Raw genomic sequence first — 17940 nt, forward strand, 5'->3', positions numbered from 1 at the left:
CAACGCGGAGCGTTGGCCCCGAAGGGGTGAGTATCAGGATGATACGAATAATTTTCAGCGAAGTTCCGAGATTGGATTGACTGGCAGCGTGAATGCGCTGCGGGTTGATTGAAACAGAATTTGCCTGGCGGCAATAGCGCGGTGGTCCCACCTGACCCCATGCCGAACTCAGAAGTGAAACGCCGTAGCGCCGATGGTAGTGTGGGGTCTCCCCATGCGAGAGTAGGACACTGCCAGGCATCAAATTTGTGTGCTGATATGGCTCAGTTGGTAGAGCGCACCCTTGGTAAGGGTGAGGTCCCCAGTTCGACTCTGGGTATCAGCACCACTTTATTCAAAGTGGGTTGAGAAGTTCGGCAGAAAAAGAATTTGCTTGGCGGCAATAGCGCGGTGGTCCCACCTGACCCCATGCCGAACTCAGAAGTGAAACGCCGTAGCGCCGATGGTAGTGTGGGGTCTCCCCATGCGAGAGTAGGACACTGCCAAGCATCAATTAAAACAAAAAGCCCTGTGCATTTGCACAGGGCTTTTTGTTTTGTCCGTTATTCAAAGTATGTTTCCTGCCAAATTTACCTCTTTGCGTTCCTAAAAGGGTGATGGTTAATTAAAATTAGCCAGTCTGCCTATGTTCACAGGAGTGAACCCATGAAAATACGTCCCCACTTCACGATCTGCATGCTTCTCTCTGCCACGATTTACGTGCAGTCCGCTGCCGCGGAGTCCGGGCTGTTTTGCCACGGCATGCAAGACGAGCAGCCGAAAGATCGTGCGCAGCTGGCTGAAATTACTGCCAGGAGTTATTTCTTCGACTACCGCTATCCGGATGACTGGAACGAGAATCCAAAACTGGAAAACGGCCATCTGCAGCAAGGGCGTAGCTATCTGATTGCCGGCGATCGCCTGGTGGTTGGGCCGGAACAGCGAGGTTACCGTTGCGGTTATTACATCAATGGCAAAGGTATCCAAACGGCTAACTGGATAAAAGCGGATACGCTGCGGGTGTTGTCCGATGTCACCGCGGCCGATTGGCGCGGCGTCTGGACGAGCAATGACAGCCATCGCCAGCTGAGGATAACAAGTCGGCAGGCGGTGTATCAGTTTATCGGCGGCGGCAGCGATCCTAGCCGTATCGGCACAATATTTCCGTTTACCGTACCGGCGAATCAACAAGATGCGCTGTTGATTGCGCCGCAGCCGACAGATGCGCCCTGTGAACTGAAACTGCATCGTTTGGGGGAGTATTTAATCATCACTAATGGCGAAAGCTGCGGTCTGATAAACGCTAACCCGGATGGCGTACTGCGCAAACGCTGATTGTTACCGCAGGAACGCGGCCAGAAATGAAACATTTTCACCTTCCGGCTGAATGCTCGACATTGGATTTAAAAAACGCTATCGTCGGGCATCTAGAAGTCTAAACGTATAAACGGATGTGTGAGGATTAAGTAATGCCGATTCGTGTTCCTGATGAGTTACCTGCGGTCTGTTTCTTGCGTAATGAGAATGTCTTCGTGATGACATCCTCACGGGCAAAAACGCAGGAAATCAGGCCGTTAAAGGTGCTAATCCTTAACCTGATGCCGAAAAAAATAGAGACGGAAAATCAGTTCCTGCGCTTACTGTCCAACTCGCCGCTGCAGATTGATATTCAACTGCTGCGTATCGACAGCCGTGAATCTAAGAACACGCCGGCCGAACACCTGAATAACTTCTACTGTAACTTTGAAGATATTCAGCATGACAATTACGATGGTCTGATCGTCACCGGTGCCCCGCTGGGATTAGTCGACTTTTGTGATGTTGCCTATTGGCCGCAGATCGAACGCGTTATCGATTGGGCTAAGGAGCATGTAACCTCCACGCTATTTGTCTGCTGGGCGGTGCAGGCGGCGTTGAATATCCTGTATGGCATCCCGAAGATGACGCTTGAAGAGAAGCTGTCAGGGGTTTATCAACACCAGACGCTGCAGCAGCATGCGTTGCTGACCCGCGGCTTTGATGAAACCTTTCTGGCACCGCATTCACGCTATGCGGATTTCCCGACGGAGATAATCCGTCGGTATACTGACCTTGATATCCTGGCTGAATCTGAGCAGGCAGGCGCCTACCTGTTTGCCAGCAAGGACAAGCGTTTGGCCTTTGTTACGGGCCACCCGGAGTACGATGCGCTGACGTTAGCGGGAGAGTATTGTCGTGATTACGATGCCGGCCTCAACCCCACCGTACCGCTCAATTACTTCCCCGATGACAACCCAGATTTACCCCCTAAAGCCTCCTGGCGCAGTCATGGACACCTGCTGTTCTCCAATTGGCTGAACTATTACGTCTACCAGATCACACCGTTTGATCTGAGCCACATGAATCCTACTCTCGAATAGTCATTTTCATTTTTTCCTGGCGGCTGAATCGAGGCCGCCGTCATCCCCTCTCTCTTTTTATTTATCCTTTCTTTCTATGTAACTCCCTGTAACTCCTTTGTTTACAGTCAGTTATCCTTTCATTTTTTAATTATTGGAATTGTTTTCCTGTGGCTATTTTCTGTTAAAACACCGTAATTAACTGATAACAAAAGATTAAAATTTAAATAAAATAAAAAATGGAAATGGTTTTTGATTTTTATTATTTGTTGGTTATTCTTAAAGCATGCAGGGTGAGATCTGACCAGTTTACGGTCGTTTTATCCCTCCTGAACCCGCGCAATATTTGATGAGCAGAGCGCCCCGGCTAGCGGCCATGGGCGGGCAAGATGGGAAGGAGCATGACAATGACGCAACAGACAGTAGGCACGGAGTTAACGTTTACTCAGGGATTGAGTGCGGCAGACCGACTGATACTGACCGATGATGCGGTCGAGTTTCTGGCCGAACTGGTCAGCAAGTTCACACCGCAGCGTAATGAATTGCTGGCTGCGCGCGTTGACGTACAGGCAGCGATCGATCGCGGTGGGCTGCCTGGTTTTATTTCGGAAATGGCTTCCATTCGTGAAGGTGACTGGAAAATACGCGGTATCCCTGAGGACCTGCGCGATCGCCGCGTGGAGATCACCGGGCCGGTTGAACGCAAGATGGTGATCAATGCGCTGAACGCCAATGTGAAAGTATTTATGGCGGACTTTGAAGACTCGCTGGCGCCCAGCTGGGACAAGGTGATCGACGGCCAAATCAACCTGCGCGATGCGGTGAACGGCACCATCTCCTATACCAACGAAGCCGGTAAAATTTACCAGTTGAAGCCGGACCCGGCGGTATTGATTGCCCGCGTGCGTGGCCTGCACCTGCCGGAAAAACATGTGCAGTGGCGGGGCGAAGCCATTCCGGGCGGCCTGTTTGATTTTGCGTTGTATTTTTTCCATAACTATCGCCAGCTGCTGGAAAATGGCAGCGGCCCCTATTTCTATCTGCCGAAAACTCAGTCGTGGCAGGAGGCAGCCTGGTGGGGCGAGGTGTTCAGCTTTACCGAAGATCGTTTCGACCTGCCGCGGGGCACCATCAAAGCAACCCTGCTGATTGAAACGTTGCCAGCGGTGTTCCAGATGGATGAGATCCTGTATCACCTGCGCGACCATATCGTCGGCCTGAACTGCGGCCGCTGGGATTATATTTTCAGCTATATCAAAACGCTGAAGAATCACGCCGATCGCGTATTGCCGGATCGCCAGTCGGTCACCATGGATAAACCCTTCCTGAGCGCCTACTCCCGCCTGCTGATTAAAACCTGTCACCGGCGCGGTGCCTTTGCCATGGGCGGCATGGCGGCGTTTATACCGAGTAAAGATGCGGAAAAAAATGCCTGGGTGCTGGACAAGGTGCGGGCAGACAAACAGCTGGAGGCGGACAACGGCCATGATGGCACCTGGGTGGCGCATCCGGGGCTGGCCGATACCGTGATGGCGGTGTTTGACCAGGTGCTGGGCGAGCGTCGTAACCAGTTGGAGGCGATGCGGGAACAGGATGCGCCGATTACTGCCGAGCAACTGCTGGAGCCATGCGAGGGCGAACGTACCGAAGCCGGTATGCGCGCCAACATCCGGGTGGCGGTGCAGTACATCGAAGCGTGGATTTCGGGCAACGGCTGCGTACCGATCTACGGACTGATGGAAGATGCCGCCACGGCGGAAATCTCACGTACTTCCATCTGGCAGTGGATCCATCATGAAAAATCTCTCAGCGACGGACAACTGGTCACCAAGGCGCTGTTTCGTCAAATGTTGAACGAAGAGATGTTGGTCATTCGTCAGGAAGTGGGAGAAGCGCGCTTTAACGCCGGCCGGTTCGACGAGGCGGCGCGCCTGATGGAACGCATCACCACGCAAGATGAACTGATCGATTTTCTGACCCTGCCGGGTTATGAGCTCTTGGCCTGAACCATTCCTCACCCTACAACGCAAGGATAACAATTATGACGACTTCTCGTAGCCAACAGATCCAACAGCTGGAACAGGAATGGAAATCCGCACGTTGGGAAGGCATCACCCGCCCGTACAGCGCGGAAGATGTGATCAACCTGCGCGGTTCGGTCAACCCGGTCTGCACGCTGGCGCAAAACGGCGCCGCCAAACTGTGGGAGCTGCTGCACGGCGGCGCGCGTAAAGGCTATGTCAACTGTCTGGGGGCGCTGACCGGCGGGCAGGCGCTGCAGCAGGCCAAAGCCGGCGTGGAAGCCGTATATCTGTCGGGCTGGCAGGTGGCGGCGGATGCCAACACCGCCTCCGCCATGTATCCGGACCAGTCGCTGTACCCGGTTGATTCCGTGCCGGCGGTAGTGGAACGGATTAACAATACGTTCCGACGCGCCGATCAGATCCAGTGGGCGAATAACATTGAGCCGGGCAGCCAGGGCTATGTCGATTACTTCCTGCCGATCGTCGCCGATGCGGAAGCGGGTTTTGGCGGGGTGCTGAACGCCTTTGAGCTGATGAAGGCGATGATAGAGGCCGGTGCCGCCGGCGTGCACTTTGAAGACCAGCTGGCGGCGGTGAAGAAGTGCGGTCATATGGGGGGGAAAGTGCTGGTGCCGACGCAGGAAGCGATTCAGAAGCTGGTAGCGGCGCGGTTGGCGGCTGACGTGCTGGGCGTGCCGACGCTGCTGATTGCCCGCACCGACGCCGATGCGGCTGACCTGCTGACCTCAGACTGTGACCCTTACGACCGCGAGTTCGTGACCGGCGATCGCACCGTGGAAGGTTTCTTCCGCACTCAGGCAGGGATTGAACAGGCGATCAGCCGCGGGCTGGCCTATGCGCCTTATGCCGACCTGGTGTGGTGTGAAACCTCTACGCCGGATCTGGCGGCCGCCAGACGCTTTGCCGAAGCGATGCACGCTAAGTTCCCCGGCAAGCTGCTGGCCTATAACTGCTCGCCGTCGTTCAACTGGAAAAAGAACCTCGACGACCAGACCATTGCCCGCTTCCAGGAGGAACTGTCGGCGATGGGCTACAAATACCAGTTTATTACCCTGGCCGGCATCCACAGCATGTGGTTCAACATGTTCGACCTGGCCCATGCGTACGCGCAGGGCGAGGGCATGAAACACTACGTGGAGAAAGTGCAGCAGCCGGAGTTTGACGCCAGCAGCCGCGGCTATACCTTCGCGTCGCACCAGCAGGAGGTGGGAACCGGCTATTTCGACCGGGTAACCACGGTGATTCAGGGCGGCGCCTCCTCGGTAACCGCGCTGACCGGCTCCACCGAAGAGCAGCAGTTCTAGCCGTTTCGACGTTGGCTTGCGCAGGGCCGGGCGTCAGCCCGGCCTGACAGGCATGGTGGGAGGATCTCGATGGCAGCAAAAATGGAGTTGTTGATCGCGCAGACTATCCTGCAGGGCTTTGATGCGCAGTACGGGCGCTTTCTGGAGGTCACCGCCGGGGCGCAGCAGCGTTTTGAACGTGCGGACTGGCCTGCGGTGCAGCAGGCGATGAAAAAGCGTATTCACCTGTATGACCACCACGTTGGTCTGGTGGTGGAACAGCTGAAATGTATTACCGGCAAGCAAGATTTTGATGCGGATTTTCCCTGTCGGGTCAAAGCGGTATATACCGAACTGCTGCCGGAGTATCCGCGCTTTGAGATCGCCGAGAGTTTTTTTAACTCGGTCTATTGCCGGCTGTTTAAGCACCGTGATTTAACGCCGGAAAAGCTGTTTGTCTTCAGCTCGCAGCCGGAACGGCGCTTTCGCGACATTCCCCGTCCGCTGGCGCGCGACGTGGTGCCAAATGGCGATCTGTCCGCCATGCTACACACCCTGCTGACCGATTTGCCGCTGCGCCTGCCCTGGGAGGATCTGGCGCGTGATATCCGCTATGTCACGGCGGCGCTGCGGCAGGCATTTGCACCGGCGCAACTGGCCGACGGCACCTTTCAAATCGCCAACGAACTGTTTTATCGCAATAAGGCCGCCTGGCTGGTAGGCAAGCTGCGCACCACGGGCGGCGTATTCCCTTTTCTGCTGCCGATTCACCACAGCGAATCCGGCGCGCTGTTTATCGATACCTGCCTGACCAGCAAAGAAGAGGCCAGCATCGTCTTTGGCTTCGCCCGCTCTTATTTTATGGTGTATGCACCGCTGCCGGCGGCGATGGTCGAATGGCTGCGGGAAATTTTACCGGGTAAAACCACCGCCGAATTGTATATGGCGATTGGCTGCCAGAAGCACGGTAAAACCGAATGCTATCGCGAATACCTGACGTTTATGGCCCGCTCGCAGGAGCAATTTATTATTGCGCCGGGGGTGAAGGGCATGGTGATGCTGGTGTTTACCCTGCCGTCGTTCGATCGAGTGTTCAAAGTGATTAAGGACCGTTTTGCGCCGCAGAAAGAGGTGACGCCGGCGCAGGTGATGGCCTGCTACCAACTGGTAAAGGAGCATGACCGGGTCGGGCGGATGGCCGATACCCAGGAATATGAGAACTTTGTCATCGACAAGGCGCGCATCAGCCCGGAACTGCTGGCGGAATTGCAGCGTGAGGTGCCGGAAAAGCTGGAGGATCTGGGCGACCGCATCATTATCCGCCACCTGTATATGGAGCGTCGCATGACGCCGCTGAATCTGTACCTGGAGCAGGCCGACGAGCAGCAGACGCATGACGCGATTGAAGAGTACGGCAACGCCATCAAACAGCTGGCGGCGGCGAATATTTTCCCGGGGGATATGCTGTTTAAAAACTTTGGCGTGACGCGCCACGGGCGGGTGGTGTTCTACGATTACGATGAAATCTGCTATATGACCGAGGTGAACTTCCGCGATATTCCGCCGCCGCGCTATCCGGAAGACGAATTGGCCAGCGAGCCGTGGTACAGCATCGCGCCCAACGACGTGTTCCCCGAGGAGTTTCGCCATTTTCTGTGCAGCGATCCACGTATCCGCCAGGTTTTCGAGGCGTTGCACGGCGATCTGTTTGAGGCGGAGTATTGGCGGGGCCTGCAGCAGCGTATCCGCCAGGGGCATGTAGAAGACGTCTTCGCCTACCGCAAAAGGCGGCGCTTTAGCCAGCGCGGCGCAGCGCCGCTGTCGGCCACGGCGTAGGGCGCAGTCTGGCTGCGCCCGCTACGATTATGCGTTGGCGCCGGCCACGGCCGCACGCGCCAGCTCGGTAATGCGCCCGTAGTCGCCGCTTTCCAGCGCGTCCGCCGGCACCAGCCAAGAGCCGCCAATGCACAGCACGCTTTTCAGCGCCAGATAGTCGCGATAGTTGTTCGGCGAAATGCCGCCGGTCGGGCAGAAACGCACCTGCGGGAACGGGCCGCCGATCGCCTGCAGGGCCTTCACGCCGCCGTTGGCTTCGGCCGGGAAGAATTTAAACTCGCGCAGGCCGTAATCCATACCCAGCATCAGTTCTGAGACGCTGCTGATGCCCGGAATCAGCGGAATGCTGCCGGCGGTAGCGGCCTGCAGCAGGGAGTCGGTCAGGCCGGGGCTGATGGCGAACTGCGCGCCGGCGTCGGTGACTGCCTGCAACTGCTGGGCGTTAATCACGGTGCCCGCGCCGATAATGGCTTCAGGTACCTCATTGGCGATGGCGCGGATGGCGTCCAGCGCGCAGTCGGTGCGCAGCGTCACTTCCAGCACGCGCACGCCGCCGGCAACCAATGCTTTTGCCAGCGGCACCGCATGTTCCAGTTTATTGATGACGATGACCGGGACGACCGGGCCGGACGTCAGGATCTGCTCAGCGCTTGTTTTCCAGTTATTCATAGACGGTTCCTCTCCAGAATAGACCTCAGGCGGCAGGCGGCTGATGGTTGACGCCCCCAGCCGCACGCCGCTTGCGGTTAAAATATAATGCAGCAGGCGCCCTGTTCGGCACCGGACAGCTGGCTGCGTAATGCGCCGAACAGCTCGCGGCCGCAGCCGACGTGTTCTGCGCTCAGATCGGGTTGATAAGCCTCGCGCGCCGCCAGTTCGGCCTCATCGACCAGCAGCGTCAGCTCGCCGCTGCGGCCGTTAACGCGGATCATATCGCCGTTGCGCACTTTCGCCAGCCCGCCGCCGGCGTAGGCTTCCGGCGTCACGTGGATGGCGGAAGGCACCTTGCCGGAGGCGCCGGACAGGCGGCCGTCGGTAACCAGCGCCACCTTGAAGCCGCGGTCCATCAGCACGCCCAGCGGCGGCATCAGTTTGTGCAGTTCCGGCATGCCGTTGGCCTGCGGTCCCTGAAAGCGCACCACGACCACGCAATCTTTGTCCAGCTGGCCGGCTTCAAACGCCGGTACGATATCGTGCTGGCTTTCAAACACCACCGCCGGCGCTTCGATAATCTGGTTGTCCGCCGGTACGGCGGAGGTTTTCATCACCGCACGGCCAAGGTTGCCGGACATCACCTTGGTACCGCCGTGGTGTTCAAACGGCTGGGCGATGCTGGCAATCACGCCGGCGTCGAGCGAGCTGTCTGCGCCGTCGCGCCAGGCCAGCTGGCCGTTGTCCAGCCACGGCTCCTGGGTATAGCGCTCCAGGCCGAAGCCGGCGACGGTATGCACATCCTGATGCAGCAGGCCATGCTGCAGCAGTTCCCGTACCACCAGCTGTACGCCGCCGGCGGCCTGGAACTGGTTGATGTCCGCCGGGCCGTTCGGGTAAATCCGGCACAGCAGCGGCACCGCTTCCGACAGTTCGGAAAAGTCATCCCAGTTGATGATAATGCCTGCCGCACGGGCCATTGCCACCATATGCATGGTCAGGTTGGTGGATCCGCCGGTCGCCAGCAGCGAGACGATGCCGTTAACCACCACCTTCTCATCCACCAGACGCCCGATGGGCAGATAGTTGCCGGCGGTTTCGGTCAGACGCGTCACCTGACGCGCCGCCGCATCGTTCAGCGCGTCGCGCAGCGGGGTGTCCGGATGCACGAAAGAGGCGCCCGGCAGGTGCAGGCCCATCACTTCCATGATCATCTGGTTGGTGTTGGCGGTGCCGTAAAAGGTGCAGGTGCCGATGCTGTGATAAGAGGCCGCTTCGGCTTCCAGCAGCGCCTGACGATCGGCCTTGCCTTCGGCATACAGCTGGCGCACGCGCACTTTTTCTTTATTCGGCAGTCCGCTGGTCATCGGCCCGGCGGGGACGAACAGCGCCGGCAGATGGCCGAAAGAGAGGGCCGACATCACCAGCCCCGGCACGATCTTGTCGCAGATGCCGAGGAACAGCGCGCCGTCGAACATGTTATGCGACAGGCCGACCGCTGCGGACATGGCAATCACATCGCGGCTCATCAGCGACAGCTCCATACCGTCCTGGCCCTGGGTAACGCCGTCGCACATTGCGGGTACGCCGCCGGCCACCTGACCGACCGCGCCCACGGCGTTCAGCGCCTGTTTCAGCCGCTGTGGGTAGTCTTCATAGGGCTGGTGGGCGGACAGCATATCGTTGTAGGCGGTGATAATGGCGATATCACTGCGCACCATATTCTTCAGAGCGGTTTTATCATCCGGCTGGCAGGCGGCGAAGCCGTGCGCCAGGTTGCCGCAGGCCAGTTGGGAGCGGTGCACGGTTTTACAGCGGGCCGCCTCGATGCGTGCCAGATAGGCGGTGCGGGTCGGTTTGGAGCGTTCAATAATGCGTTGCGTTACACGGGATAGGGTTGAGTTAATCATACCTTCCTCACATTTTTTCGTTATAGGTCCGCCGGATGGCGGGGCCCTCGGATGCGGCTGGTGTCCCAGAGGGGACGGCATGCCGAGGGCCGTTACTGGTGTTGTTATCGGTGTGTCAAATCAGAACAGGGTGAAGGCGATCATGCCGACCACCCCGCCGGTGGTGCCGAGGATGGTTTCCATTACCGTCCAGGTTTTCAGCGTTTGCATCTCGTTGGCGCCGGTAAACTTGCCGAACAGCCAGAAACCGGCGTCATTAACGTGGCTCAACACGATAGAGCCGCCGGCGATACAGATGGCCAGCGCCGCCAGTTGGCCGCCGCCAAGTCCCATCTGGCTGGTGATCGGCAGCACCAGGCCGACGGTGGTCAGACAGGCGACCGTTGCCGAACCCTGCAGCACGCGTACCAGCGCGGAAAGGGCGAAGCAGGCGACGGCAATGGGCAGGCCCGCGCCGATCATGGCGTCGCCCAGCGCCGGGCCGACGCCGGAATCCACCAGAATCTGCTTGAAGACGCCGCCGGCGCCGGTCATCAGCAAAATAATCCCGGCCGGTTGTACCGCAGCGGAGCAGATGGCCAGCGTCTGTTCATTGGTCATGCCGCGCGGTTTCGCCAGGCCGTAAATCACGATCAGGCAGGCGATCAGGATGGCGGTGAACGGGTGGCCGATAAACTCCAGCCAGTCGTGCAGCGGCGTGCCCGGCGTCACCAGACGGGCGCCGATGGTTTTCATCCCGACCAGCACCAGCGGGCACAGCACCAGCGCCAGGCTGAAGCCGAAGGAGGGCATGGTGCCTTTCAGTTTGATCGGTTCGGCTTCGTCAGCCGGCATCTGCCAGTTCACAAAGCGGCTGATAAAGCTGCCGTACAGCGGCCCGGCGATCAGCATACCGAGCACCGCCGCCACCAGACCGATGGCGATCATCCAGCCGAAGTCGGCTTTCATCTGGGCGGCCAGCAGCATCGGCACCGGCCCCGGCAGCAGGAAGGACGCGGCGGCGGCCACGCCGGCAAACAGCGGGATAGCCAGTTTGACGATATTGCCGTCGGTGCGGCGCGCCACGGCGAACACAATGCCGATCAGCAGCACGATGGCGACGTCGAAGAACAGCGGCAACGCACACACCAGACCGGCGATGCCCAGCGCATAATGCGCCTTGTTTTCACCAAAGCGTTTCAGCAGGTAGGAGGCAATCTGATCCAGCGCCCCGACCTCATGCAGGATTTTGCCGAACATCGCCCCCAGCGCCACAACGATCGCCAGAAAGCCCAGCGTATCGCCCATGCCTTTTTGCATGGTATCGGCGATGGTGGTCAGCGGCATGCCGGAGAAAATACCGGCGGCAATGGAAACCAACATCAGGGCGACGAAGGCGTGCATGCGCGCCTTCATCACCAGAAACAGCAGCAACAGAACCGAGCCGACGGCGGTACCCACTAATGTCAGGGTACTCACGCGCACGCCTCCTGCGGCATAAAGCTGCGGATATGCTGCAGCGTATCGGCGATCACCGCCTCAAGCGGCTGGTTGATGTCCACGGCCATCACGTCGCTTTCGTCTGCGCCGGGTTGCTCCAGCGCGTCAAACTGCGAGACCAGCATCTGCGGCTTGAAGAAGTGGCCTTTACGCGCGGCCATGCGCGCTTCGATCACCGGGAAATCGCCATGCAGATAGATAAACGACAGGTTGGCGTTGCCGGCGCGCAGGCGGTCGCGATAGTGCTTTTTCAGCGCCGAACAGACGATGATCGAAACGTTGTTGGTGCGCTGCATGGCGAAGGCGGCGTCGTTGAGCGCGGCCAGCCAGGGGGCGCGGTCGTCATCATTCAGCGCAACGCCTTCGGCCATTTTCATAATGTTACTGCGGGGATGCAGGAAATCCCCGTCGAGGAACCCGGCAGACAATTGGCGGGCTGCCGCGGCGGCAACGGCGGATTTTCCGCTGCCGGAAACGCCCATGATGACGTAAATACGGTTTTGATTATTGGTCATGGTGTAGCTCCCAAACCTGAAATTGGCGTTACCGCCTTCTGTTACCGGTAACATGTTATCGGTAACATTTTCGAGGCAAGCTGTATAGGAGGCAAACGGCTTTACCTTTGACGATCGTTAACTGTGATCGGCTTCAAGCTTTTACTTAGCAGGGAAACAATTTGGCAGCTTAATTTTACACATGGTTAACATGTGTACGCCCAGACGGGGAATCAGCAGAAAAGCGCGGAAACCCTCTCCCGGCAGAGAGGGTTGGGGGAATCAGCGGACGCCGCCGTAAGCCAGGCTGATCTCTTTGGCGGCATGGATCACCAGCGCGCCCAGTTCGATCACCCGGTCGTCGGTAATGCGCGACACCGGGCCGGAAATGGAGATGGCGGCAAAGGCTTCGCGGTGCTCGTCGAAAATACAGGCCGCAACGCAGCGCAGCCCCAGCGCGTGCTCTTCATCATCAAAAGAAAAGCCCTGTTTGCGGATCTGCGCCAGCCCTTCCTTCAGGTTATGCGGCGTCAGGGTGCGCGGCGTGTAAGTATGCATGCCCTTCTGATGCAGCAATTTGGTGACCTGCTCATCGGCCAGCGCGGCCAGAAATGCTTTGCCGGCGCCGGATGCGTGCATCGGCAGCTTGCCGCCGATTGGCGCCGACATGCGCATCAGCGCGTTGCACTGCACCTGATCGATAATAATCGCCTGATATTCGGCCTTGTCCATCACCGCCAGATTGACGGTTTCGCCGGACTCTTCCATCAGCCGGCGCAGCGTCGGATGCACCATGGCCAGCAGGTTGCGGCTTTGCAGAAAACTGCTGCCGACCACAAAGGCGTGGGAACCGATGGTCCACAGGCCGAGATCGCCGACCTGACGGACAAAGCCCTGCTGCTGCATGGTGGTCAGTAAACGGTGAGTGGTGGAATTGGGCAGGCCGGCCTGCTGCGCCAGATCGGTCAGCGCTACATTGCCTTGTGCTTCGGCAATATATTCCAGCAGTTTCAGGCCGCGGGTCAGCGACTGCACCTGGCCGGTGGTGCTGCCGGTGGCGGGTGCGGCGCTGCGGGGCTTCTTGCCGCGTTTGGCGGGAACGGGTGTCGCCATGGTTACGCTTCCTTTTTCCGTATCATGGAATTTATTTTCGTTTTTTAAGTATGGATTGCAAGCGGCGTTTGCGCTCATCGGATGTGTTAGCGCGCAACCTGAAAAACTCTCAACCAGCGCCCGGCGCTCTGCGGTGGTTTACTGTGCTAGGATGAATCGATTTTCGAGCGATTGGGTGATGGCAATATCTGCCCGACACCTGCCGGCAGGCTGCTGTTTGTCGCCGGAGAAGGTCGGGGAATTAAGGGGTTACAGTGACGAATCGAGTGGAACAACTGCGCCGGCAGCTTGAACAGCGTATTTTGGTGTTGGACGGCGGTATGGGCACCATGATCCAGAGCTATAAGCTGGAAGAACAGGATTACCGCGGCGCGCGCTTTGCCGACTGGCAGAGCGATCTGAAAGGCAATAACGATCTGCTGGTGCTGACCCAGCCGGAAATTATCAGCGCGATCCACCACGGCTACCTGGAAGCGGGCGCGGATATCCTCGAAACCAACACCTTTAACGCCACCCCCATCGCGATGGCCGACTACCATATGGAATCGCTGTCGGCCGAGATCAACCGTGAGGCCGCCCGTCTGGCGCGCCGCTGCGCCGATGAATGGACGGCGCGCACGCCGGACAAGCCGCGCTACGTGGCCGGCGTACTTGGCCCGACCAACCGCACCGCCTCGATCTCGCCGGATGTTAACGACCCGGCGTTCCGCAATATCTCCTTCAACCAGCTGGTGGAAGCGTACCGCGAATCGACCCGCGCGCTGGTGGAGGGAGGCGTCGATCTGATTATGATCGAAACCATCTTCGATACGCTGAACGCCAAAGCCGCCGCGTTTGCGGTGGAAAGCGAGTTTGAGGCGCTGGGCGTCACGCTGCCGATCATGATCTCCGGCACCATTACCGATGCCTCCGGCCGCACCCTGTCCGGGCAGACCACCGAAGCGTTTTACAACTCGCTGCGCCACGTCAGGCCGCTGACCTTCGGCCTTAACTGCGCGCTGGGGCCGGATGAGCTGCGCCAGTATGTGGCGGAGCTGTCGCGCATCTGTGAAGGCTACGTCACCGCACACCCGAACGCCGGCCTGCCCAACGCCTTCGGCGAATACGATCTCGATGCGCAAGAGATGGCGAGCCAGGTAGGCGAGTGGGCGCAGTCCGGTTTTCTGAACATTATCGGCGGCTGCTGCGGCACCACGCCGGAACATATTGCCGCGATGGCCAACGCGGTTGAGGGCGTGCCGCCGCGTCAGCTGCCGCAGCTGCCGGTGGCCTGCCGCCTGTCTGGCCTGGAGCCGCTGAATATCGACGCCGACACGCTGTTCGTCAACGTGGGCGAGCGCACCAACGTCACCGGTTCGGCCCGTTTCAAGCGGCTGATTAAAGAGGATAAATACGCCGAGGCGCTGGAGGTGGCGCTGCAGCAGGTGGAAAGCGGCGCGCAGATTATCGATATCAATATGGATGAGGGGATGCTCGACGCGGAAGCGGCGATGGTGCGCTTCCTTAACCTGATCGCCGGCGAACCGGATATCGCCCGCGTGCCGATCATGATCGACTCCTCGAAATGGGAGGTGATCGAGAAAGGGCTGCAGTGTATCCAGGGAAAGGGCATCGTTAACTCAATCTCGATGAAAGAAGGGGAAGAGGCCTTTATACACCACGCCAAACTGGTGCGCCGTTACGGCGCGGCGGTGGTGGTGATGGCATTCGACGAAGTCGGCCAGGCGGACACCCGCGAGCGCAAATTTGACATCTGCCGGCGTGCCTACCAGATCCTGACCGAAAAGGTCGGTTTCCCGCCGGAAGACATCATTTTCGACCCGAATATCTTCGCCGTGGCGACCGGCATCGACGAGCATAACAACTATGCCGTCGACTTTATCGAAGCCTGCGGCGACATCAAAACCCATCTGCCGCACGCAATGATCTCCGGCGGCGTTTCCAACGTTTCATTCTCCTTCCGCGGCAACGATCCGGTGCGCGAAGCGATCCACGCGGTGTTTCTCTACCATGCGATCCGCAACGGCATGGATATGGGCATCGTCAACGCCGGACAGCTGGCGATTTATGACGATCTCTCCGACGAACTGCGCGAGGCGGTTGAGGATGTGATCCTCAACCGGCGCGACGACGGCACCGAGCGGCTGCTGGCACTGGCGGAAAAATACCGCGGCAGCAAAGATAAAGAGGCCGATATTCAGCAGGCGGAGTGGCGCGGCTGGCCGGTGGTGAAGCGGCTGGAATATGCGTTGGTGAAGGGCATTACCGAATTTATCGAGCAGGATACCGAGGAGGCGCGCCAGCAGGCGGAGCGGCCGATCGAAGTGATTGAAGGGCCGCTGATGGCCGGTATGAACGTGGTGGGCGATCTGTTTGGCGAGGGCAAAATGTTCCTGCCGCAGGTGGTGAAGTCGGCGCGCGTGATGAAACAGGCGGTCGCCTACCTTGAACCTTATATTCAGGCCAGCAAGCAGCAGGGCACCACCGCGGGCAAAGTGCTGCTGGCGACGGTGAAGGGCGATGTGCATGACATCGGCAAAAATATCGTCGGCGTGGTGCTGCAGTGCAACAACTACGAGATTATCGACCTCGGGGTAATGGTGCCGACCGACAAGATCCTGAAAACCGCGCGCGAAGAGAACGTCGATATTATCGGTCTCTCCGGCCTGATCACCCCGTCGCTGGATGAGATGGTCAACGTGGCGAAAGAGATGGAGCGCCAGGGCTTTACCCTGCCGCTGTTGATCGGCGGCGCCACCACCTCCAAAGCGCATACCGCGGTGAAAATTGAGCAGAACTACAGCGGGCCGACCACCTATGTGCAGAACGCCTCGCGCACCGTCGGGGTGGTGGCGGCGCTGCTGTCGGCGACGCAGCGCGACGAGTTCGTCGCCCGCACGCGCAAAGAGTATGAAACCGTGCGTATTCAGCACGCGCGTAAAAAACCGCGCACGCCGCCGGTCAGCCTGCAGCAGGCGCGCGACAACGCCACCCGGCTGGAGTGGGAAAGCTACACGCCGCCGGTGCCGCAGCAACTGGGCGTTTTCCCGGCGCAGGCGGATATCGCCACCCTACGCCCTTATATCGACTGGACGCCGTTCTTTATGACCTGGTCGCTGGCGGGTAAATACCCGCGTATTCTGCAAGATGAGGTGGTGGGAGACGAGGCCAAACGGCTGTTCCATGACGCCAACCAGATGCTCGACGTGCTGGCGGCTTCCGGCAGTCTCAATCCGCGCGGCGTGTACGGCCTGTTCCCGGCCAACCGCGTCGGCGACGACATCGAAATCTACCGCGACGAGCAGCGTGATGCGCTGCTGGCGGTCAGCCGTCACCTGCGTCAGCAGACCGAGAAAAGCGACTTTGCCAACTACTGCCTGGCGGACTTTATCGCGCCGAAAAGCAGCGGCAAGGCGGACTACTTCGGCGCGTTTGCCGTCACCGGCGGGCTGGAGGAGGACGCGCTGGCGGCGGCCTACGACGCACAGCACGATGATTACAATAAAATCATGGTGAAGGCGCTGTCGGACCGCCTGGCGGAGGCGTTCGCCGAATATCTGCACGAACAGGTGCGCAAGCTGCACTGGGGCTACGCTGCGGAAGAAAGCCTGAGCAACGAAGAGCTGATTCGCGAGAACTATCAGGGGATTCGCCCGGCGCCGGGCTACCCGGCCTGCCCGGAACATACCGAGAAAGCGCAGATCTGGCAGTTGCTGGACGTGGAGCGCCATACCGGCATGCAACTGACCGAATCGTTCGCCATGTGGCCGGGGGCATCGGTCTCCGGCTGGTACTTCAGCCATCCGCAGAGCAAGTATTTCGCGGTGGCGCAAATCCAGCGCGATCAGGTGGAAGACTACGCGGCGCGTAAAGGCATGAGCGTCAGCGAGGTAGAGCGCTGGCTGGCGCCGAACCTGGGGTACGACGCCGACTAAGCGTGCCGGGCTATTGCGCGGTGTAGCCACCGTCAATCACCAGTTCTGTGCCGGTGGCGAATGCCGATTCGTCGCTGGCCAGAAACAACGCCGCGTTGGCGATATCCCGCGCCTCACCCAGATGGCCGATCGGGTGCAGCGCCGTTAACTGCCGCAGCATTTCCGGGTCATTGCCGATCATCGGCGTATGAATATAACCGGGGTGAATGCTGTTAATGCGGATGCCGTAGCGGCTGCGGGCGGCATGCAGCGCGGCGGACTTGGTCAGCAGGCGCACGCCGCCTTTGGCGGCGTTGTAGGCTGGTAGATTCGGGTCGCCCACCAGCCCTTCAATCGAGCTGATATTGATAATGCTGCCGCCGTGCGCCTTCATCGCCATAATGCCCTGCCGGGTACCGAGGAACACGCCGTCCAGATTGACCGCCAGCATCTTTTTCCACTCCCGGTAGGAGGTCTGCTCGATATTTTTGTACAGGCTGATGCCGGCGTTATTGACCAGAATATCCAGGCGCGGCGCCCAGTGGCGCAGCTGTTCGAATACCGTCTGCCACTCCTTCTCGCTGGTGACGTCGTGGGGCAGATAGCGGATTCTCCCGCCGTAGGCGGCAAGCTGCGTCAGCGCCTGCTGCCCGCGGCGCGGGGCGATATCGGTGATGATCACCTGCGCCTGCTCTTCCAGAAAGCGTTGGGCGATAGCCAGGCCGATGCCCGATGCGCCGCCGGTGATCAGCGCGGTTTTATGCTCCAGTCTGCTCATCTTTCATCCTTGTTTCTCGTGGCCATTGCTCTTCATGAGCGCGTCTTTATCCTGCCAGATAGTAAGGGCTTGCCGTCGGC

Annotated in this window: 12 protein-coding genes, 1 tRNA gene and 2 rRNA genes; 9 read left to right on the plus strand and 6 right to left on the minus strand. The window is 59.2% G+C overall.

Annotation, left to right across the window (positions count from 1 at the left end; all coding sequences use genetic code 11):
- Positions 1-123 precede the first annotated feature (123 nt).
- The 8 genes from rrf (FO014_RS11770) to aceK all read left to right on the plus strand — a co-directional run bounded on the left by rrf (FO014_RS11770) (position 124) and on the right by aceK (position 7521).
- Positions 124-239: ribosomal RNA gene (gene rrf, locus FO014_RS11770) — 5S ribosomal RNA — on the plus strand.
- Between the two features lie 13 nt (positions 240-252).
- Positions 253-328 (plus strand) — tRNA-Thr (locus FO014_RS11775).
- Between the two features lie 44 nt (positions 329-372).
- Positions 373-488, plus strand: a 5S ribosomal RNA gene (rrf, locus tag FO014_RS11780).
- Between the two features lie 157 nt (positions 489-645).
- Positions 646-1314 (plus strand): hypothetical protein, encoded by a 669-nt coding sequence (locus tag FO014_RS11785; RefSeq protein ID WP_160029650.1) that lies wholly within the window; start codon positions 646-648, stop codon positions 1312-1314.
- 134 nt (positions 1315-1448) lie between these two features.
- Positions 1449-2378 (plus strand): homoserine O-acetyltransferase MetA, encoded by a 930-nt coding sequence (gene metA, locus FO014_RS11790; RefSeq protein WP_160029651.1) that lies wholly within the window; start codon positions 1449-1451, stop codon positions 2376-2378.
- A gap of 386 nt (positions 2379-2764) precedes the next feature.
- On the plus strand, positions 2765-4363 hold the full coding sequence (gene aceB / locus FO014_RS11795; protein WP_160029652.1) for a malate synthase A: 1599 nt from the start codon (positions 2765-2767) through the stop codon (positions 4361-4363).
- A 35-nt stretch (positions 4364-4398) separates the two neighbouring features.
- Positions 4399-5706: an isocitrate lyase gene (gene aceA, locus FO014_RS11800; protein ID WP_160029653.1), complete on the plus strand. Its 1308-nt coding sequence runs from the start codon at positions 4399-4401 to the stop codon at positions 5704-5706.
- A 69-nt stretch (positions 5707-5775) separates the two neighbouring features.
- Positions 5776-7521, plus strand: coding sequence for a bifunctional isocitrate dehydrogenase kinase/phosphatase (gene aceK / locus FO014_RS11805; RefSeq protein WP_105232862.1), 1746 nt, complete (start codon positions 5776-5778; stop codon positions 7519-7521).
- A 27-nt stretch (positions 7522-7548) separates the two neighbouring features.
- Here aceK and FO014_RS11810 read toward each other — a convergent pair whose 3' ends face one another.
- From FO014_RS11810 to iclR, 5 genes are all read right to left on the minus strand, one after another.
- Positions 7549-8190: a bifunctional 4-hydroxy-2-oxoglutarate aldolase/2-dehydro-3-deoxy-phosphogluconate aldolase gene (locus FO014_RS11810; protein ID WP_105232861.1), complete on the minus strand. Its 642-nt coding sequence runs from the start codon at positions 8188-8190 to the stop codon at positions 7549-7551.
- A 77-nt stretch (positions 8191-8267) separates the two neighbouring features.
- Positions 8268-10082, minus strand: a complete 1815-nt coding sequence (gene edd, locus FO014_RS11815) for a phosphogluconate dehydratase (RefSeq protein ID WP_160029654.1) — start codon at positions 10080-10082, stop codon at positions 8268-8270.
- Positions 10083-10202: 120 nt separating this feature from the next.
- A complete protein-coding gene (gene gntU / locus FO014_RS11820; protein WP_160029655.1) occupies positions 10203-11540 on the minus strand; it encodes a gluconate transporter in 1338 nt (445 codons plus the stop codon).
- Positions 11537-12076: a gluconokinase gene (gntK, locus tag FO014_RS11825; protein WP_160029656.1), complete on the minus strand. Its 540-nt coding sequence runs from the start codon at positions 12074-12076 to the stop codon at positions 11537-11539. The genes gntU and gntK overlap by 4 nt, the downstream gene beginning before the upstream one ends.
- Positions 12077-12337: 261 nt before the next feature.
- Entirely contained in the window at positions 12338-13168 is an 831-nt protein-coding gene (gene iclR, locus FO014_RS11830) for a glyoxylate bypass operon transcriptional repressor IclR (protein ID WP_105232857.1), read from the minus strand.
- Positions 13169-13422: 254 nt separating this feature from the next.
- Between iclR and metH the strand changes: the two genes are divergently transcribed.
- Complete coding sequence (gene metH, locus FO014_RS11835; RefSeq protein WP_160029657.1) at positions 13423-17103, plus strand: methionine synthase; 3681 nt, start codon at positions 13423-13425, stop codon at positions 17101-17103.
- Between the two features lie 10 nt (positions 17104-17113).
- On the opposite strand, the gene FO014_RS11840 is transcribed toward metH, so the two are convergent.
- Positions 17114-17860: an SDR family oxidoreductase gene (locus FO014_RS11840; RefSeq protein WP_160029658.1), complete on the minus strand. Its 747-nt coding sequence runs from the start codon at positions 17858-17860 to the stop codon at positions 17114-17116.
- Positions 17861-17940: the final 80 nt, after the last annotated feature.

Origin of the sequence: Serratia rhizosphaerae (assembly GCF_009817885.1) — a bacterium.
In the GTDB taxonomy this organism is placed as follows: domain Bacteria; phylum Pseudomonadota; class Gammaproteobacteria; order Enterobacterales; family Enterobacteriaceae; genus Serratia_B; species Serratia_B rhizosphaerae.